General features: G+C 62.7%; 10 protein-coding genes. 2 read left to right on the forward strand and 8 right to left on the reverse strand.

Annotated features, from left to right (window positions below; all coding sequences use genetic code 11):
• From ATN37_RS30115 to ATN37_RS30150, 8 genes are all read right to left on the reverse strand, one after another.
• Window positions 1–11,088 (reverse strand): non-ribosomal peptide synthetase (locus ATN37_RS30115; RefSeq protein WP_308125241.1); only part of this gene is annotated, 11,088 nt, incomplete at its 3' end.
• A 457-nt stretch (window positions 11,089–11,545) separates the two neighbouring features.
• A complete protein-coding gene (locus ATN37_RS30120; RefSeq protein ID WP_039973146.1) occupies window positions 11,546–12,151 on the reverse strand; it encodes a 3-oxoacid CoA-transferase subunit B in 606 nt (201 codons plus the stop codon).
• Between the two features lie 41 nt (window positions 12,152–12,192).
• A complete protein-coding gene (locus ATN37_RS30125; RefSeq protein WP_007730192.1) occupies window positions 12,193–12,948 on the reverse strand; it encodes a CoA transferase subunit A in 756 nt (251 codons plus the stop codon).
• 3 nt (window positions 12,949–12,951) lie between these two features.
• Window positions 12,952–13,779: a CoA ester lyase gene (locus tag ATN37_RS30130; protein WP_003942031.1), complete on the reverse strand. Its 828-nt coding sequence runs from the start codon at window positions 13,777–13,779 to the stop codon at window positions 12,952–12,954.
• Window positions 13,776–14,264 carry a MaoC family dehydratase gene (locus ATN37_RS30135; protein WP_003942078.1) on the reverse strand — a complete coding sequence of 163 codons (489 nt, stop codon included), beginning with the start codon at window positions 14,262–14,264 and terminating at the stop codon, window positions 13,776–13,778. Before ATN37_RS30135 ends, ATN37_RS30130 begins: the two co-directional genes overlap by 4 nt.
• Window positions 14,261–15,424, reverse strand: a complete 1,164-nt coding sequence (locus ATN37_RS30140; protein WP_007730190.1) for an acyl-CoA dehydrogenase family protein — start codon at window positions 15,422–15,424, stop codon at window positions 14,261–14,263. The genes ATN37_RS30135 and ATN37_RS30140 overlap by 4 nt, the downstream gene beginning before the upstream one ends.
• Complete coding sequence (locus ATN37_RS30145) at window positions 15,424–17,463, reverse strand: acetyl/propionyl/methylcrotonyl-CoA carboxylase subunit alpha (RefSeq protein ID WP_218696038.1); 2,040 nt, start codon at window positions 17,461–17,463, stop codon at window positions 15,424–15,426. The genes ATN37_RS30140 and ATN37_RS30145 overlap by 1 nt, the downstream gene beginning before the upstream one ends.
• Before the next feature lie 5 nt (window positions 17,464–17,468).
• Window positions 17,469–19,058: a carboxyl transferase domain-containing protein gene (locus tag ATN37_RS30150; RefSeq protein ID WP_042453308.1), complete on the reverse strand. Its 1,590-nt coding sequence runs from the start codon at window positions 19,056–19,058 to the stop codon at window positions 17,469–17,471.
• Window positions 19,059–19,156: 98 nt separating this feature from the next.
• On the opposite strand from ATN37_RS30150, the gene ATN37_RS30155 reads away from it, so the two are divergent.
• Window positions 19,157–19,756: a TetR/AcrR family transcriptional regulator gene (locus tag ATN37_RS30155; protein WP_003941968.1), complete on the forward strand. Its 600-nt coding sequence runs from the start codon at window positions 19,157–19,159 to the stop codon at window positions 19,754–19,756.
• A gap of 48 nt (window positions 19,757–19,804) precedes the next feature.
• Window positions 19,805–20,551, forward strand: coding sequence for a GTP pyrophosphokinase family protein (locus tag ATN37_RS30160; protein ID WP_024487832.1), 747 nt, complete (start codon window positions 19,805–19,807; stop codon window positions 20,549–20,551).
• The last annotated feature ends 72 nt before the right edge of the window (window positions 20,552–20,623 follow it).

The following is a 20,623-nucleotide window of genomic DNA, read 5'->3' on the forward strand; positions in this document are numbered from 1 at the left end:
ACGATTAGCCCGCACCGACAACTCACCATACGACAACGACTCGCCACCGAACCGCACCGCAACCCGATCACCAAACCGCGCAGCAGCATCATCGAACCACGCCGACAACGTCGAATCCACACCACGATCGATCTGGCCGGCACTGAAGCGGGACAGCAGGTTTCGTTCTCCATCGACCAAGATGTCAACGTCACCCACCGCTACGGTGGGATCAGCAGTCACCGCACGGAAGGTCCTTACCAGCCGATCACCGAATTCCACAACGGTCGACTCGTCGAACAGATCCGTCGCATACGTCAAAGAGGCGGACATTCCGGCGGGTGCGCCGGCCTCGTCGGTTCGTTCGGTCAGGGTCAACTGGAGGTCGAATTTCGCCAGCGCGAGATCGGCACTTTCGATCGACACTTCGAGGTCGCCCAGTTCGAGCGTTGTCTGTTCGTGGTTCTGGAACGTCAATGCCACCTGGAACAGCGGATGACGAGCCTGCGAACGAACCGGATCGAGAACCTCCACCACACGCTCGAACGGAACATCCGCATGCGCGAACGCCTGTAGATCCACTTCACGCGCCGACGCCAACAGATCCGTGAACGACATCGACGGATCAACCTCGGTACGCAACACCAAAGTGTTGACGAACATACCGATCAGATCGTCGAGCTGCGCCTCACCGCGACCCGCGATCGGTGTACCGATCGCGATGTCGGTCGTTGCGGACAAACGAGAAAGTACGACGGCGAGCGCTGCGTGAACAACCATGAATGGTGTCGAGTTACTGCTGTGCGCAATCGAATTGACAGCTTCGTGCAGGGTGGCGTCGATATCGAACTCGACCTCGGCTCCGCGCCCTGAAGCGACCTCGGGACGAGGACGATCGGCAGGCAGATCCAACTGCTCCGGAAGATCAGCCAACGCATCCGACCAGAACGCAATCTGCTTCGCGATCACGGACCGCGGATCGTCCTCGGACCCGAGAACCTCACGCTGCCACAACGAGTAATCGGCGTACTGCACCGGCAACGGCGCCCAAGCCGGCACCGACGCTCGTGTACGTGCTTCGTAGGCAACCATCACGTCACGGGTCAACGGACCCATCGAGAAACCGTCGGTCGAGATGTGATGCACGACGAACACCAGAACGTATTCGCTGTCGCCGACTTTGAAGAGCTTGGCGCGCAACGGGACTTCGGACGTCACGTCGAAGCCGACTGTCGCCAGCTCGGCGACGCCCGCAGCCAGGCGATCTTCCGTGATCGACACGGGGCTGAGGTCGACGACAACGTCTTGGACGTCGAGGACGTCCTGATAGCCGACGCCGTCGACGTCTGGATACACAGTTCGCAGTGATTCGTGTCGGCCCACGACATCGATCACGGCGGCGTCAAGAGCTGCCACATCGAGGGCGCCCGAAATCCTGATCGCCGCCGGGACGTTGTTCACTGCCGACGCGGGTTCGAACCTGTTCAGGAACCACATGCGCTGCTGCGCCAACGAAAGTGGGATCCGAGCTGGCCGGGGCTGCTGCACCAGTGGGGCGGTGGCGCCCGAACCGGCGTGCAGCTCGAGCCGGACGGCGAGTGACTGCACGGTCGACGCTTCGAAGAGCGCACGAACCGGAACGCTTGTGTCGAGCGCCTCTCCCAGCCGAGCGGCGACACGGGTCGCGATCAACGAGTTGCCGCCGAGTTCGAAGAAATCGTCGTCGCGGCCAACCTGTGCGACTCCGAGAACTTCGGAGAACACCTGCGCGACAGTCTCTTCGACGGTCGTGATCGGCGCCTGGTACACCTTGGACTCGAACACGGGCGAGGGCAGAGCCTTGATGTCCGTCTTGCCCGCGGTGGTCAACGGAATCGAATCGAGTACCAGTACCGAGTCGGGGACCATGTAGCCGGTCAGGAACGTCGACACCGACTCGATGACCTGTGCGGGATCCACCTCGGCGCCGGCCTGCGGCACGACGTATGCAACGAGACGATCTCCGAAGTGATCGTCGGAACGAACGAGAGCAACAGCTTGCGCAACGCCCGCGCAACGGGTCAGCGCGGCCTCGATCTCGCCGAGTTCGATACGGAACCCACGGATCTTGACCTGGAAGTCACTGCGGCCCACGTACTCCACTGCGCCACCGTCGATCCACCGGACCACGTCACCCGTGCGGTACAGCCGCTCTCCCGGCGCCCCGAACGGGTCTGCGACAAAACGACCCGCTGTCAATGCCGGCTGTCCCAGGTATCCACGAGCGACCTGAACACCCGACACGTACAACTCACCTGCGACACCAACCGGAACGGGCTGCAAGCGGCCGTCCAAGATCCGCGCGGCCATTCCCCGAATCGGGCCGCCGATGTTCATACGATCAAACGCGGTCAGCGTATCGCTGATGTTCGAGGCGACTGTCGACTCCGTCGGACCGTACGCATTGAAGAATCCACGCACACCGCCATCCGGAAGCGGCACCGCCCACTTGGCAACGAGAGACCGCGAACTGGCTTCGCCACCGACGACAACCACCCGCAACGCGTCGAGCCCGCTCGGATCCACTGATGCCAGCGCAGCGGGCGTCACGAACGCATGCGTCACGCCCTCCGAGCGCAAGATCTCGGCCAATTCCGCGCCGCCGTACACCGTCGTCGGCGCAATCACCATCGTCGATGCTGCTCCGAATGCCATCAGCAACTCGAGAACAGAAGCATCGAAACTCGGCGAGGCGAAATGCAGCGTTCGAGCATCCGCGGTCAGCGCATAGCGCTCGACCTGCTCGGCGCAGAAGTTCGCCACACCCGCATTGGTGACCACAACGCCCTTGGGCAGACCCGTGGTGCCAGAGGTGTAGATGACGTAAGCAGGCTGCCGCTCGTCGATCGCACTGCGTCGATCCGAATCACTCACCGGCGCGCAAGATTCTGCCGCGCACGCCGCCACTGTCTTCTCGTCGTCGAGAACAACCCACGTCAACGCCGACGGCAATCCTGCCTCGACGTCACTGAGCGCAAGACCCAGCACCGCACCGGAATCGGAGATCATGTGGGCGATACGGTCAACCGGATACGTCGGGTCGACGGGCACGAATGCAGCACCCGTTTTCACCACTGCCCACAGAGCGAGAACCGAATCGGCCGAACGCGGAATCGCGATCGCGACCCGATCCTCCGGCCCGACGCCCTTCGCAATCAGAACACGAGCGAGTCGCGACGACCGCTCGTCGAGTTCGCGGTAGCTGATCGACTGACCGTCGAAGCGAATCGCATCCGCCGACGGATCCAAAGCGGCCGCCGCTGTGAGGATCTCGACCAGGGTTCCCGAGACCGACTGACCTCCATGAACATCGGCCAGCACACCCCGCTCGGCCGCATCGAGAATATCGATGTCACCGACGACAATCGAAGGAACCGACACGACAGTCTCGAGGATACGAACCAGACGCCGAGCAAACCCCTCGACCGTCGAAACGTCGAACAGATCTGCAGCAAACGTGAATTCGGCCGAGAGCCCTTGCTGGATCCCGTCTTCGCCGATCGACTCTGTCACTGCGAGTTCGAGGTCGAACTTGGCAGTGGTCGTGTCGATTTCGGCGGCCTTGATCGCCAGTCCCGGCAGTTCCAATGCCGTTTGCGCGAGATTCTGCAAGGACAGCACAACCTGGAAGAGCGGATGTCTGGCCTGCGACCGGGCGGGAGCCAAGACGTCCACCAACCGCTCGAAGGGCACGTCCGAGTGAGCGAACGCTCCGAGCGCGGAATCACTCGCCGCAGCCAGCAGATCTGTGAATGCCTGGGCCTGGTCGACCTCGGTGCGCAGAACAAGCGTGTTGACGAACATGCCGACGAGATCGTCGAGCGCCTCGTCCCCGCGACCGGCAACGGGAGTGCCCACGGCGATGTCCGAGGTCCCGCTCAGTCGGGCCATCAGAACGGCAAGCGCCGAGTGCAACGCCATGAAGAGCGTCGCGTTGTTCTCCCGTGCCAGCGCGTCCAATCGACGGTGCACATCCCCGGAGATCTCGAACGCGAATCGCTCGCCGCGCATCGACGCCACATCAGGCCGAGACCGGTCCGACGGAAGCTCGATCACGTCCGGTAGGTCTGCCAGAGTCTCGGTCCAGTACGAGATCTGCTGCGAGATCAGTGATTCCGAGTCGTCTTCCGAGCCCAGAACCTCACGCTGCCACAACGAATAGTCGGCGTACTGCACAGTCAACGGCTGCCACGCCGGCGCGATCCCGTCCTTGCGTGCCGAGTAGGCAATCATGACATCGCGAGCCAGGGGCGCCATCGACCAACCGTCAGCGGCGATGTGATGAACCACGATCGCAAGGGTGTGCTCGGTGTCGCTGACCGTCAACAGGCGGACACGGATCGGCACGTCGACGGTGACGTCGATCGCTGAGGATCCGATTGCAGCGACTCGACTTTCGAGCTCGTCCGGATCCGAAACCGACTCCACGGTCAGTCCGCCGAACGCCTCCGAAAGCGACAGAATCGACTGCTTCGGTCCGGAAGCCCCGTCCGGATATACCGTTCGGAGCACTTCATGCCGGTCCAGTACGTCCTCGAGCGCAGTTTCCATCGCGGCAGTATCGAGATGGCCAGTCAGGTGCAGAGCAAAAGTGATGTTGTAAGCAGCTGAATCGGTGTCGAAGCGGTTCAGGAACCACATGCGCTGCTGCGCCAGCGACAACGGAATTTCCGCGGGACGCACCTGTGCGACGAGCGCCTTCTGCCCGCCGCTACCTACGTGCGACTCGATGTGTGCGGCGAGCGCCTCGACGGTGGAAACGTCGAATAGCGTTCGCACCGGCACCGTAGTGTCGAGCGCCCGCCCCAATCGGGAGGTGACCTGAGTAGCCACCAGGGAGTTGCCACCGAGTTCAAAGAAGTCGTCGTCGAGGCCGACTCGTTCCACTCCGAGAACATCCGCAATCACCTGCGCGACAATCTCTTCCACCGGCGTGGTGGGTGCACGAAACTCGCGGACCTCGAAAACAGGCTCCGGCAAAGCCCGGCGATCCAATTTGCCCACCGGGGTCAACGGAACCTCAGCGAGTTCCATGATGACGGACGGAACCATGTAGCTCGGCAGAGCCTCCGCCACGAACGAGGCGAGCACGTCCCGATCGAAACTCGACCCGTCAGCCAGTTCGACGTAGGAAACGAGGGTTGTGACACCCGCCGCGCCTTCGCTTCCGACTGTCACCGCGAAGCGCACAGACTCGTGCGAGGACAGAACTGCGTCGATCTCACCGAGTTCGATACGGAATCCGCGAACCTTGACCTGGAAGTCACTGCGGCCGACGTATTCGAGAACCCCCGCGTCACCGCGCGCGTCTCCGCCGGTCCAGCGCACGACATCGCCGGTCCGGTACATTCGCTCGCCATCCGGCGAATACGGGTTGGCGACAAACCGTTCCGCAGAAAGGCCTCGCCGCTCATGGTAGCCGCGAGCCAATGCAGCGCCCGCAAAGTAGAGCTCTCCCCTGGTACCGACTGGAACAGGATGCAGACGCTCGTCGAGTACCAGTGCCGACATGCCCTCGACGGGACGCCCGATGTCGATCGATCGGCCGATCGCGAGATCGCCGAACGACGAGATGATAGTGGTCTCGGTCGGACCATACCCATTGAAGTAGGCGCGCCCTGGGGCCCATTTCGCCAGCAACTCGGGAGTGGTCACGTCACCGCCGACGGAGACGACTCGCAATTCAGGCAGCTCTGCCGGCTCCATGGTCCCGAGTACTGCGGGAGTGATGATCGCGTGTGTGACCTTCTCGGAATGAAGAAGATCCGACAACTCGTGTCCACCGATAATTGTCGACGGAACGATCACCAAAGTTGCACCCGCGGAAAAGGCGACCATCCATTCGAGTACCGACGGGTCGAAGCTCGGTGAACAGATATGGAGGAAGCGCGAGGACTGTTCTACCCCGTAGCGACGCTGTGCTGCGTCTCTGACGCCACGGAGTCCACCGTGAGTGACGCTGACACCCTTCGGTTTTCCCGTGGAACCGGATGTGTAAATGACATATGCAACGTGAGAACTGTGAATCGGAGCGATTCGGTCCTCGTCCGTGACCGGCGCTGAAGATTGCGCCGACAGTTCTCCGTTCAGCGCCTGGCCGTCAAGGACCAACCATTCTGTGACCGCAGGAAGCTGATCTACGAACTGTCCCGACGTGAGTCCGATCGCGGCCGAAGAATCGGCCAGCATGTGCCGGACACGATCTTCCGGATAACTCGGGTCGACTGGGACGTATGCCGCCCCTGACTTCGCCACCGCCCATACTGCACAGACCATCTCGTACGAGCGAGGAAAGGCGAGAGCAACAATGGTCTCGGGGCCGGCGCCACGTCCGATCAGAACCCGAGCGAGCTTCGACGACTGCTCATCGAGCTCTCGATAGGTGATCGATCGACCCTCGAAGCGCACAGCAACCGAATCCGCCTCAGCCGTGCCGGACAGGAAGATGTCGACGAGACTCTGCCGGGGCATCGTGTCATCCGCGGCTACGACCGTCAGATCGGTGCGCTCGGAGCGTGAGAGCAGGTCGATATCGCCGACGATCGTTTCAGGACGGGTAGCCACGGCATCGAGGATGCGCACGAACCGAGTAGCGAAAGTGTTCACCGTGGCCGGATCGAACAGGTCCGTGGCATAGGTGAAGGTGGCGCTCAAGACGTCCGAGTCTTCGCTGCCTTCAGGATTCTCGGACACCATGAGCTCGAGATCGAATTTGGCGACCGGGACTTCCAATTCAGCTGCAACTGCTTTGACACCTGAGAATTCCAGTTCGCGTCGTCCACTGATCTCCGCAGTGAGCGCAACCTGGAACAGCGGGTGACGAGCCTGCGAACGCGCCGGACTCAGGACTTCGACCAACCGCTCGAACGGCACATCGGCATGCCCGTAGGCAGACAAGCCCGATTCCCTTACCCGAGCGAGCAACTCTTCGAATCGTTCGTTCGGATCGACCTCGGTGCGAAGCACCAGGGTGTTCACGAACATGCCGATCACGTCGTTGAGCGCTTGATCGCCTCGCCCGCCGATCGGGGCACCGATCGCGATGTCGGAGGTACCACTGAGCCGGCTCAACAGCGTTGCATATGCCGCCTGCAACACCATGAACAGCGAGACGCTCCTCGAGCGCGCCAACTCGTTCAACTTGCGCGTCGTGCGTTCGCTGATCTGAAAATGGTGCTTGGCACCGTGATTGGACGCGATGGCAGGACGAGGTCGGTCGGTCGGCAGATCCAACTGATCCGGCAGATCGGCAAGTGCCCGGCGCCAGAAGTTGATCTGGCGAGACGACTCCGAGCGCGGGTCTTCGTCGGATCCCAGTGCTTCGCGCTGCCACAGGGCGTAGTCGGCGTACTGAATCGGCAGCGGCGTCCACGCCGGCGCAGACTTCTCACTTCGCGCCGAGTAGGCGACGAGAAGGTCACGTGCGAGCGGACGGAACGACAGTCCGTCTGCAGCGATGTGATGGAGAACCATCACCAGGACGTAGTCCGTCGGAGACACCTCGAAGAGGGCAACCCGTACCGGGATTTCGAGCGTCACGTCGAAGCCGCGAGACGCCACGTCGAACAGCGCCGCGTCGAGATGCGAATTCCGAATCTTGACCGGATTCAACTCCACCGCGGCCCGGTCGACCGGCAGAACCAGCTGTTGCGCGGTTCCGTCGACATCAGGGTAGATCGTCCGCAAGGACTCGTGTCGCTCGAGAAGATCCATCACCGCGGTATGCAGGGCGGACGGGTCCACCGAACCGGTGAGCCGGACTGTGAACGGAAGATTGTAGGCGGGCGTCGACGGATCGAGACGGTTGATGAACCACATGCGCTGCTGCGCAAGCGAGAGCGGGACGACCTCGGGACGAGGCTTGGCGACCAGCGGGGTGAGCTGCCTGGCGTTGCCCGCCACCGACTCGGCGCGGGCCGCCAGGGTGGCGACCGTGGTGGATTCGAAGAGCTCTCGAACGCCGAGTTGCACTCCCAATGCCGAACCCACTCGCGTCACCAATTGTGTTGCAACCAGAGAGTTTCCACCGAGCTCGAAGAAGTCGTCATCGATACCGACGCGCTCGACACCGAGAACGTCGGCAAACACGTCCGCCACGATGCGTTCGATTTCGGTGCGGGGCTCGCGGTACTGCTTCGCACTCGCGAACACCGGCTCGGGCAACCCGGCACGATCCAATTTGCCACTCGTGTTGAGCGGCAACGCATCGAGCACCATCAACGCGGCCGGAACCATGTACGACGGGAGGCTTCGGCCGGCGAACTCACTGAGCACCGCAGCATCGATGTTTCGGCCTGGACCCGGCACTACGTAGCCGACCAATTGATCACCGGTCGGGGTGACGGTCACCAAAACGACAGCCTGCGAAACGTCGGGGTGCGCCAGAAGGACGGTCTCGATCTCGCCGAGTTCGATGCGCTGCCCGCGGAACTTCACCTGGAAGTCTGTACGCCCGATGTAGTCGAGATTTCCGTCCTCACGGCGACGAACGAGGTCGCCGGTCCGGTACATACGCTCACCGGCCGTGCCGTACGGATTGGCTACGAACCGATCCGAGCTCAGGTCCGGTCGACCAACGTATCCGCGCGCGAGTTGAACGCCGGCGAGATAGAGCTCACCCGGCTGCCCGATGGGGGTCGGGCGAAGTTGTCCGTCCAGTACGTGCGCCTGAGTGTTCCACTGCGGCATACCGATCGGCACGGAAGTAGTATCCGTGGCCACGGCCTCGTAGTACGTGACCGATACCGCGGCTTCGGTCGGACCGTACAGGTTGTGCAGTCCGGCTCCACAGAGTTCGCGGAAGGCGGAAGACGTCTCGGGCGGGAGCGCCTCGCCGATGACAAACACGTGGCGCAACGAATCACAAGATCCGGCAGGTGCATTCGCAGTGAACAGCGTGAGCATGGATGGCACGAAGTCGGTGATCGTGACGCCGAGCTCCGCGATCTTGTTCGCCACGTAGATCGGGTCTCGATGACCGTCCGGAGTCGCGACGACGAGCGTGGCGCCGACCTGCAACGGCATGAAAAATCCCCACAGCGACACGTCGAATGTCGTAGCGGTCTTCTGCAGGTAGATGTCCGACGCCGAAAGCCCGTACTCGGCGTTCATCCACTGAAGCTGATTGTTGATCGCCGCGTGAGTGACCGCGACACCCTTGGGTCGACCGGTCGAACCCGAGGTGTAGATCACGTACGCAGTGTTCGAGAAATGCAAGGGAGACAGGCGATCCGCGTTGACGATCGGTCTGCTGTCGAGCTGCCCATAGTCCAGTGTGTCGATCTCGATGACCCGTGTGCCCGAGGGCAGATCCACGTCGTCCCGCGCAGTGGTCACAACACACGTGGGCTGCGCCGACTCGAGAATGTAGGCGGTGCGGTCGGCTGGGTGGTCGGGATCCACCGGTACCCAGGCTCCGCCGGCCTTGGCAATCGCGTACAGACCGACCATCAAGTCCAAAGACCTGCGGATCGACAGTCCTACAAGCGATTCGGGCCCAACACCCATGGCGATGAGTTGACGAGCCAAACCATTTGCGCGAGAGTCGAATTCGGCGTACGTGAGGCTGGCGCCTTCGAAAACGACAGCGGTGGCATCGGGAGTTCTCTCGACCTGACGCTCGAATGCTTCGGTGATGGTCTGCGAGGCAACGTGGAAGCCGGTGCGGTTCCACAAGGCAACCTTGTTTCGCTCCTCGTCGGTTGCGACAGGAAGATCCCAGACCTTGCGGCTCGTTTCGGCCGAGACGAACTTCTCGAGAAACTCCACGAACCGCGAGTGATTTCGCTGGGCGTCCGCGGGCGCATACAGATTGGGATTCGACTCGAAGTCGATGTGTGTGCGGGTATCGCCGACGCTCTGGTACAGGTTGACACCGAGGTCTTCGATCAAACCCGTGGACAAGATGTGAAGTTCGCCGACGAGGGGCCCGAACGCCAACTCGGTGGAAAACATCATGATGTTGATCCAGGGGCCGAAGAATCCGCCCCGGCCCGGCCCGTCCCCGCCGCGAACCATGTCCTCGTGTCGGTATCGCTGGTGGCGCAGTGCGCCGGACATTTCGTTCCTGACATCGTCCAGAAGCTCCTGGACGGTGGTGTCCGCGGTGACGGTCAGGCGCAGCGGCACGACGTTGGAGACCATGCCTCCGGATCGACGCAGCACGGCTGTTGTTCGACCGGAAACGGGCAGACTCAGCGACACGTCCTCTCGTCCGGTCATCTGAGCGAGGTACGCCGCAAACGCCGCGACGACAGTGCCGGCAACAGTGGTCTTCTCGATGCGCTCGAGGAACCGCCCGAGCAGAGCCTCGACGTGGTTGGACAGCGCTGCACTGTCGATCCGACTGACTGGAGCCGGCGCGGCACTTCGACCCGCGAGGCTCGAGATCTCGTCGAGATTCTCGATCTTGTCTGCCCAGTACTTGCGATCGGTTTCGAAACGACTCGACTGGCGGTACTTGTTGTCCACCTCGTAGACGTTCCGGAGATCGGAGGCCTCACTCGGCTCCGGATCCCGGCCCTCCACGCGCGCCGAGTACAGCTCCGCCACACGAGTGACGAACGTCGACGCACCGAAACCGTCGAGAATTGTGTGGTGGACCCGTGTGTACCAGTAGTAGCGATTCTCGCCGAGCCGCAGGATCGTGGCAGAGATCAAGCGGTCCGTGAGCATGTCGATCGGCCGGCTGCGATCTGCTCGCATCCACCGCATGGCAGCGTCGTGCGAGTCGTCTTCACTACGAAGGTCGACGTAACCGACCGAATCATCGAGTGCGGGGTCGATGATCTGGTAAGGCTGGGCGTCGATCTCGAAGATCCGGACGAAGGCCGACCCGATTTCGCGACCGGCGTCTGCGCAGGCCTGCCGAAGGGCGTCAAGTTCCAGAGCACCACGGAGTTCGACGTACTGAGCGATGTTGACCGGAACGGCGGGATCGAGGTGTTGCGCGAACCACATACCGAGCTGGGCCGCGGAAAGCGGGAATGCGTCGGATCGCTGAACGTCTTCCGGCGAGCTGCCGACCTCCGGCTTGCCGCTCCCCAGTTCTCCGTTACCCAGCGAATTCACGCCCACAGCCTCTCTTCCACACCATTGCGCACCCGTGCGAGCCGAACGTCCGATTCGCAGCAGCTACCGACCTCATCCAACCTCGACGAGCCAGAACCACCCATTGTCTCCGATACATAGGTGACAAGAGAAATCCATACCCCGGTGTATCGACGGTTTTGTTGCAATTCGTTACAAATCGCCCAGCTCATCTACCCCCCGATCGCATTGCCGAAACGCACCGTTCAGACGCGGCGCGCGACACCTCTCCCCCTGGGACAATCAATTGCAACCGACGATCTACACCCCAATCCACATCAGTCACCTCGGACAATTTACAGGGCCGCCGGGTACTGGGTGTCTGAGCTCGAACAAGATTCGACAGTCGCTGATCGAGACTATCGGTACTCGCCGACAGACCGACGAAAGAACGCGCCGACCAGCGGTCGGCGCGTTCTTCGATTTACGGTACGAAGCTTCAGGAAAAGCCCACACCAGTCACACTCTTCAGGTGCTCGCTGCTGACCCCTGGAGCCAGCTCCACAAGCTGCAGCCCGTCCGCGGTGACGTCCAGCACTGCCAGGTCGGTGATGATCCGGTTGACGACGCTCTGACCGGTAAGCGGCAGCGTGCAGGCCTCGACGATCTTGGGATTGCCGTCGCGGTCGGTGTGCTCCATCACGACGATGACGCGGCGGGCACCGTGGACCAGATCCATCGCCCCGCCCATACCCTTCACCATCTTGCCCGGCACCATCCAGTTGGCAAGGTCACCGGTCTTCGACACCTGCATCCCGCCGAGCACCGCGGTGTCGATGTGACCACCGCGGATCATGCCGAAGGAGAGAGCCGAGTCGAAGAACGCGGCGCCTGAATTGACGGTGACGGTTTCTTTACCGGCATTGATGAGGTCGGCATCGACCTGATCATCGGTCGGATACGGTCCGGTACCGAGGATGCCGTTCTCGCTGTGGAGGACCACCTTGACGCCCTCGGGCAGGTAACTGGGGATCAGAGTCGGCAGGCCGATGCCGAGGTTGACGTACTCCCCCGGCCGCATCTCGGCGGCAGCGCGAGCGGCCATCTCGTGGCGAGTCCAACCGATACGGGTTTCCTCTGCACTGGTCACTTGGTGCCTCCTGAGACGGTCCGCTTCTCGATCCGCTTCTCCTGTGGGCCTGTGTGCACGACGCGCGCGACGAACACTCCAGGTAGGTGCACGTGTGCGGGGTCGATGTCGCCCGGCTCGACGAGGTTCTCCACCTGCGCGATGGTGATCCGGCCGGCCATGGCAGCAAGCGGGTTGAAGTTCATCGCCGTCTTGTTGAAGACGAGATTTCCTTCGGTGTCGCCGTAGTCCGCGTGCACGAGCGCGAAGTCAGCGGTGATCGCCTCTTCCAATACATACGTGCGGCCACCGAACACTGCCGTCGCCTTCGGTGGCGACGCCACGGCGATCGAACCGTCCGGGTTGTATCGCCACGGCAAGCCGCCCTCGGCGATCGGGGTGCCGACGCCGGCCGGAGTGTAGAACGCCGGGATGCCGGTACCGCCTGCTCGCAGCCGCTCGGCCAGCGTCCCCTGCGGCGTCAACTCCACTTCGAGCTCACCGGCGAGATACTGGCGCGCGAACTCCTTGTTCTCCCCCACGTACGACGCCGTCACCCTGGCGATCCGGTGCGCGCCGAGCAGAATGCCGAGACCGTAGTCGTCGACACCGCAGTTGTTGGAGAACACCTCGAGATCGGTGGCGTCGCCGTCGGCGATCGCCGCGATCAGTGCGTCGGGAATACCGCACAGCCCGAAGCCGCCCACTGCGAGCCTGGATCCGCTCGCGATGTCGGCAACTGCCTCAGCTGCCGTATTCACGACTTTGCTCATCCGTTAGTTCTCCTTCTGCTGAAAGATTCCGGCTCGGTGAAGAAGCTTCTCGGCGTGACGGAGAACGGGAGCGTCGACCATCTTGCCCTCGAACGCGAACACACCACGTTCAGTAGACACCGCGGCAAGCACTCGTGTGGCCCAGTCGATCTCTTTTTCCGAAGGTGCGAAGGCCCCGCGGATGACCTCGACCTGACTCGGATGGATCGCAACCTTCACGTCGAAGCCGACTGCGACGGCATCAGCGGACTCGACGCCCAGGCCGACGAGGTCCTTGATGTCGAGGTACACGGAATCGACAGCCAACCGGCCGTAGCTCTTCGCGGCCAGGAGAGACGTCGATCGGACGTGCTTGGCAACGTCGCGGTACGAACCGTTCGGGTGCCTGCTCGAGTTGCCGCCGAGACCGGCAACAAGATCCTCGGCTCCCCACATGACACCGATGGCGTTCGCAGCAAGCGCGATGTCGGCCACGGCGAGGGCTCCTCGCGGGGACTCGACGAGCGCAACCACGTCCGCCGGTGCGAGCGAGAGGACGTCCTCGGCCGATTCGCACTTGGACAGCATGAGACGCGAATAGTGTGTGCCGTCCAGCGCGATCAGATCGAGTTCGTGATCAGGCGTACCGACCGGATTGACGCGCACGACCGTCCGCTCCGGATCGAGAGGCGTGTCGATCAGGGCTGCACGTGCGGCTTCCTTGTCGGCCGGAGCCACACCGTCTTCGAGATCGAGGATCACGACGTCGGCAACAGCCGCGGCCTTCGCATAGCGCTCGGGACGATCCGCCGGGCAGAACAACCACGCCGGCCCCGGCGGTGTCCACGTCATGAGGACACCTCTGCCGGACGCAGTTGCACCAGTGTCTTGCGCGTGGCCAGTGCGACGACGTCACCGTGCTGGTTACGCCCGGTGTGCACGAGCGTCACGATGCCTTCACCTGGACGGCTCTTCGACTCGCGCTTGTCCGCGATGAGCGTCTCGGCATACAAGGTGTCGCCGTGAAAGAGCGGCTTCGGGAAGCTGATCTCGGAGAAACCGAGGTTCGCCACGATGGTGCCCTGCGTCAACTGCGCGACGGACAGGCCGACGATGGTCGACAGGGTGAACATCGAATTGACCAGCCGCACACCGAATTGAGTGTCCTCGCTGTACGCGGCATCGAGATGCAACGCCTGCGTGTTCATGGTCAAAGTCGTGAACAGGACGTTGTCAGCCTCGGTCACCGTCCGGCCTGGGCGATGCTCGTAGATCGCGCCGACCTCGAACTCCTCGAACCAGAGCCCGCGCTGAGTGATCTTCTTGGGGTTCGTCACAGCCCTGCCTCACGAGCGATGAGCATCAACTGCACCTCGGTCGTTCCCTCACCAATTTCGAGGATCTTGCTGTCACGGTAGTGGCGCGCGACGGCGTACTCGTTCATGAAGCCGTATCCGCCGTGGATCTGCGTGGCGTCACGGGCGTTGTCCATGGCAGCTTCGGAGGAAATCAGCTTGGCGATAGACGCCTGCTTCTTGAACGGCTTGCCCGACAACATGAGTGCGGCCGCGTCGTAGTACGCGGTACGTGCGACGTGGGCACGAGCCTCCATACGCGCGATCTTGAACGCGATGGCCTGGTTGTGTCCGATGGGGCGACCGAACGCCTCGCGTTCCTTGGCGTACTTGATCGACTCGTCGACGCAGCCCTGGGCGGCACCGACGCTCAACGCGGAAATAGCGATGCGGCCTTCGTCGAGGATGCGCAGGAAGTTCGCGTAGCCGCGGCCGCGCTCACCGAGCAGATTCTCTTCGGGGACACGAACATCGGCGAACGTGAGCGGATGGGTGTCGGATGCGTTCCAACCGACTTTGTTGTACGCCGGTTCGGCCGTGAAGCCGGGCGTCGTGGTCGGCACGAGGATCGTCGAGATCTCCTTCTTGCCGCCGTCCTTGACACCCGTGACCGCGGTGACCGTCACGAGCTTGGTGATGTCGGTGCCCGAGTTGGTGATGAACTGCTTGTTGCCGTTGATGATCCACTCACCGCTGTCGAACTTCGCGGTGGTCTTGGTTCCGCCGGCGTCGCTACCCGCACCGGGTTCGGTCAGGCCGAAGGCAGCCAACGACTTGCCGCTGGTGAGCTGCGGAAGCCACTCCTGCTTCTGTGCCTCGTTACCGAAACGGTAGATCGGCATGGCACCAAGGGACACACCAGCTTCGAGAGTGATCGCGACGCTCTGGTCGACCTTGCCCAGCTCTTCGAGCGCCAGGCAGAGTGCGAAGTAGTCGCCGCCCATTCCGCCGTACTCCTCGGGAAACGGCAGGCCGAACAGTCCCATGTCGGCCATCCCGGCCACTACCTCGTACGGGAAGGTGTGGTTGGCGTCGTGCTCGGCAGCAACCGGTGCCACTACGGTCTTCGCGAAATCTGCAACCGTCTTGGCGAGCTGCTGGTATTCGTCCGGAAGCGCTCCGGTGGCAAGGTAATCGGACATCAGGCGTCTTCCTTCTGCGTCGTGTTCTCGGTCTTTACTTCTGCAGTCTCTTCGTCCGTGACAGGTACCACGCGGGCCAGAACCTGATCCACCATCACCTGATCGCCCTGACGGACAAGCACTTCCACGATCCCGTCGATCGGGGACGTCAAGGAGTGCTCCATCTTCATGGCCTCGACCACGACGAGTGGTTGTCCCGCGCTCACTGCCGCGCCGTTCTCGACGTTGACTGCGATGACGGCACCGGGCATGGGGCTGGCGATTTCGGCGTCACCGGCGTGCTTGTCCTCACCGCGAACGCTGACTTCGGCAACCTCGCGCACGTGCCAGGTTCCGCCGCCTGCCAGCCACAGACCACCATCGGTCTCGGCGACGACAAACGTGCGTCGACGTCCGTCGATCACCACCGCCAGTTCGGATCCCGTCAGGGTCGCGCTGAATGCGCGAGGCTGTGAACCTTCGACCTCGACCTTTGCATCCGCGGGAACGCCGACGATCGCAACGTGCGCCGTTCGGGTGCCGGCGGAGAGCCTGATGGTGGTCGGAGCGGGAGTTCCGACGCGCCACCCACTCGGGACATCCCAGGGATCAACGCATTCCGAGGTTGTCCACCGCGAGAGCCAGCGATACGCCGCGGCAGCAATGAGTACCTCGTCGGAGGCGTCGGCTGCGACAAAGTCTTCGACGCGACGATCGAGCAGACCGGTGTCGAGGTTGCCCGCGATCACATCCGGATCAGCGAGGAGGAACCGTGCGAATTCGATGTTGGTCACGACTCCGAGCACTGCGGTGTCACCGAGTGCGCGATCGAGCTTGCGCAGTGCGCCCGCGCGGTCGGGAGCGTGGGCGATGACCTTGCTGAGCATCGGGTCGTAGTCACTGCCGACGACGGTGCCCGCGAGCAGTCCGGAATCGACGCGCACGCCGGAACCTGACGGCTCGACCAGATCGACGACGCGGCCGCCCGTCGGCAGGAACCCACGGCCCGGATCCTCCGCGTACACACGAGCTTCGATGGCGTGCCCGGTCAGCGTGATGTCACTCTGGGAGAAGGCCAACTTCTCCCCTGCTGCCACACGGACCTGCCATTCGACCAGATCCAGTCCGGTCACCATTTCGGTGACGGGATGCTCGACCTGGAGGCGGGTGTTCATCTCCATGAAGAAGAACTCGTCCGGCTTGTCGGCGGAGACGATGAACTCCACGGTGCCGGCGCCGGTGTAATCGACGCTTCGAGCGGTGTTGCACGCTGCCGCGCCGATCCGGTCACGGGTCACCTGATCGAGCAGCGGCGATGGAGCCTCTTCGATGACCTTCTGATGACGCCGCTGCAGGCTGCATTCGCGCTCACCGAGGTGAACGACGTTGCCGTGCTGGTCGGCGAGAACCTGGACCTCGATGTGCCGGGGCCGCAGGACGAATCGCTCGAGGAACAGGGTGTCGTCGCCGAACGACGACGCGGCCTCACGGCGGGCACTGCGAAGAGCCTCGGCCAGATTGGCCGGATCCTCGACCAGACGCATTCCCTTGCCGCCTCCGCCGGCCGAAGGCTTGACCAACACCGGGTAGCCGATGTCCTCGGCCGCTGCGATCAGTTCTTCGTCGGTCAGATTGGGGCGAGCGATACCCGGGACCACCGGTACGTCGAACGCGGCAACGGCGTTCTTCGCGGTGATCTTGTCACCCATCACCTCGATGGCGTGCTCGGAGGGGCCGAGGAAGGCGATTCCGGCAGCCGCACAGGCAGCCGAGAACGCCGAGTTCTCCGACAGGAAGCCGTAACCGGGGTGAATACCCTGAGCACCGGTGGACTTGGCAGCGTCGATGACCTTGTCGATGACGAGGTAGCTTTCACGCGCCGCGGCCGGTCCGATGTTGACGGCAGTGTCGGCCTCGCGGACGTGGCGAGCATTCGCGTCGGCGTCGCTGTAGACGGCGACGCTGCGAATTCCCAACTCACGCAACGTGCGGATCACGCGAACCGCGATCTCACCGCGGTTGGCCACGAGAACAGTATCGATAGTGCGCAACTCAGTCATTTCGCTCACATCCGGAAGACGCCGTAGGAGACCGGCTCGATCGGCGCGTTCGCGCACACCGAAAGGGCCAGGCCGAGAACAGTTCTGGTATCTGCGGGATCGATGACACCGTCATCCCACAGCCGCGCAGTGGAGTAGTACGGATTGCCCTGAGCCTCGTACTGCTCGCGGATCGGCGCCTTGAAGGATTCTTCGTCCTCGGCCGACCACGGATTACCCGCGCTGTCGAGCTGGTCACTACGAACCGTCGAGAGCACCGACGCGGCCTGCTCGCCGCCCATGACCGAGATGCGCGCGTTCGGCCACATCCACAGGAAGCGAGGTGAATACGCGCGTCCACACATGGAGTAGTTGCCGGCGCCGTACGAGCCGCCGATGACGACTGTCAGCTTGGGGACCCGTGCACACGCGACTGCCGTGACCATCTTGGCGCCGTGCTTGGCGATGCCGCCGGCCTCGTAGTCGCGTCCCACCATGAAGCCTGCGATGTTCTGCAGGAACAGCAGCGGCACACTGCGCTTGTCGCACAGTTCGATGAAATGTGCTCCCTTCATGGCGGATTCGCCGAAGAGCACGCCGTTGTTGGCGATGATGCCGACCGGGTGGCCCTCGATGTGGGCGAAACCGGTGACGAGCGTCTTGCCGTATTCAGCCTTGAACTCCTGGAACGCGCCACCGTCAACGAGCTTGGTGATGACCTCGTGCACGTCGTACGGAGTACGGGGATCAGTCGGAACGACGTCGTACAGCTCGCTCTGATCGGCGACGGGCGGAACCGTGGAGATGACGTCCCACGGGCGCTCGGAGCGGGGGCCGAGCGTGGCAATGATGTTGCGCACGATCCGAAGTGCGTCGCGGTCATCCTCGGCCAAGTGATCGGTGACGCCGGAAACCTTGGAGTGCAGGTCGCCGCCGCCGAGCTCTTCGGCCGTCACGATCTCACCGGTGGCAGCCTTCACGAGCGGCGGTCCGCCGAGGAAGATGGTGCCCTGGTTGCGGACGATCACTGCTTCGTCGCTCATCGCGGGCACGTAGGCGCCTCCCGCGGTGCATGAACCGAGAACTGCGGCGATCTGGGGAATCCCCTTGGCGCTCATGGTCGCCTGGTTGTAGAAGATCCGGCCGAAGTGCTCACGGTCCGGGAAGACCTCGTCCTGGCGCGGCAGGAAGGCGCCGCCGGAGTCGACGAGGTAGATGCAGGGAAGGTTGTTCTGCAGCGCAACTTCCTGCGCGCGCAGGTGCTTCTTCACCGTCATCGGGTAGTAGGTGCCGCCCTTGACCGTCGCGTCGTTGGCAACGATGACGCACTCGCGACCCGACACACGGCCGATACCGGTGATGACGCCGGCGCCCGGGCACTCGTCGTCGTACAGGCCGTTGGCCGCCAGTGGGGACAGCTCAAGGAAGGGGCTGCCCTGGTCGAGCAGCGAGTCGACGCGATCTCGCGGCAGCAACTTCCCTCTGCTCACGTGACGCTCGCGAGAGCGCTCGTTGCCACCCAGCGCTGCTTGCGCCAGTTTCTTCTTCAGTTCGTCCACCAGAACGGTGTGATCGGACCGGTAGCCCGATCCTTGCGTGATTCCACTGGGAGTCATCCCGCCGCCTTCGCCATGAGTTAATGCTCGATAACTGAAACTAGATTAACTATGATTAACTGAGTTGTCCAGAACACAAGCGAAGAAAGATCGAGAGAATGACCTCTGAGCAGGTAGCAGCTCCGACGCGACGCGATCAGATGAAGGCCGACCGTCGACGTCAGCTCTTGGACGCCGCCGCACGGTTGATCGCCGAACGCGGATTCGTGAGTGTGCGACTCGAAGACCTCGGCGCGGCCGTCGGCATCAGCGGCCCGGCCGTGTACCGGCACTTTCCGAACAAGGACGCCGTCCTCGTGGAACTTCTCGTCGGCATCAGCACGCGCCTGCACGAAGGCGGCTCTGCGGCAGCGGAGGCAGCGGACTCACCGAGCGCTGCTCTCGACGCACTGGTGGAGTTCCACCTCGACTTCGCGCTCGGCGAGCCGGACCTGATCCGCATCCAGGACCGCGACCTCGAAAGCCTGCCGGCCGACGCGCGTCGACAGGTACGCCAGACGCAGCGCAAGTACGTCGAGGTCTGGGTCGGGGTGCTCGAGCAACTCGATCCCCAACTCGATCAGGCGGACGCACGAATCAAAGCGCATGCCACCTTCGGTCTGATCAACTCGACCCCTCACAGCGCCAACCCCGCTTCGCCGGCACGCGCGCGTCGAGTCCTGCGGGATATGACGCTCGCCGCACTGCGCACCCACTGAAACCGGACACGGCACAATCGGTGGCAGACTGGTTACACCAGCTAACAGATGAGGGTGCCGAACGTGGAAGACAGCAGTGGGGTCAGCAGGGCCGATTTCGCCGAACTGCGGACCGAGTTCTCCCGCTTCATGATGTTGTACCAATTCGGAATCTCCGAACTGATGACCAAGGTGAACATCCTCAAGGACGAGTTCACTCACATCAATCAGTACAGCCCCATCGAACACGTCACGTCACGGGTCAAGTCACCGGACAGCATCCTGCGAAAGGCTCAACGCCTGAACGTCCCGCTGACGATCGACGACATCTCGAAGAACATCTTCGACATCGCTGGAGTACGTATCACCTGCAGCTTCATTTCCGACACGTACCGAATCGCCGAGATGCTCACCAGCCAGACGGACCTTCGGGTGATCGAGCGCGAGGACTACATCGCCGATCCGAAACCCAACGGCTACAAGAGCTTGCACTTGATCGTCGAGGTCCCGGTTTTCATGAGTGACCGCGTCAGGCACGTACCGATCGAACTTCAGATCCGCACGATCGCGATGGATTTCTGGGCGAGCCTCGAACACAAGATCTACTACAAGTACAACCGCGAGGTTCCCGTCGAACTCCTCGACGAACTCACCGAGGCAGCGGCCGCGGCACACCGCCTGGACGTCAAGATGGAACGACTCAACGACGAGTTCGCCAAAATCAAAGCGCTACCGCATCCTGACGACGAAATCCTCGAGCAGGATCTGCCGGCGCAGTTCCTCGAGGCGCTGCATCTTCAGCGACGGGCGCTCTGAATTCGGTCCCCTGCCCTGAGCGAACGCGCCTTTCGGCGCATCTGAGGCGACGAAAGTGCCGTTCGCTCACAA

It is taken from the genome of Rhodococcus sp. MH15, assembly GCF_019266045.1.
Taxonomy (GTDB): domain Bacteria; phylum Actinomycetota; class Actinomycetes; order Mycobacteriales; family Mycobacteriaceae; genus Rhodococcus_F; species Rhodococcus_F qingshengii.

What these genes read in the sequence shown, in the direction of transcription:
- ATN37_RS30160 (WP_024487832.1), top strand. Translation starts at nt 19,805, where the DNA reads ATGAGGGTGCCGAACGTGGAAGACAGCAGTGGGGTCAGCAGGGCCGAT.
- ATN37_RS30140 (WP_007730190.1), bottom strand. Translation starts at nt 15,424, where the DNA reads ATGTCCGATTACCTTGCCACCGGAGCGCTTCCGGACGAATACCAGCAG.
- ATN37_RS30145 (WP_218696038.1), bottom strand. Translation starts at nt 17,463, where the DNA reads ATGACTGAGTTGCGCACTATCGATACTGTTCTCGTGGCCAACCGCGGT.
- ATN37_RS30120 (WP_039973146.1), bottom strand. Translation starts at nt 12,151, where the DNA reads ATGGCCGCTCGCGCTGCCGCCGAGATGCGGCCGGGGGAGTACGTCAAC.
- ATN37_RS30155 (WP_003941968.1), top strand. Translation starts at nt 19,157, where the DNA reads ATGACCTCTGAGCAGGTAGCAGCTCCGACGCGACGCGATCAGATGAAG.
- ATN37_RS30150 (WP_042453308.1), bottom strand. Translation starts at nt 19,058, where the DNA reads ATGACTCCCAGTGGAATCACGCAAGGATCGGGCTACCGGTCCGATCAC.
- ATN37_RS30130 (WP_003942031.1), bottom strand. Translation starts at nt 13,779, where the DNA reads ATGACGTGGACACCGCCGGGGCCGGCGTGGTTGTTCTGCCCGGCGGAT.
- ATN37_RS30125 (WP_007730192.1), bottom strand. Translation starts at nt 12,948, where the DNA reads ATGAGCAAAGTCGTGAATACGGCAGCTGAGGCAGTTGCCGACATCGCG.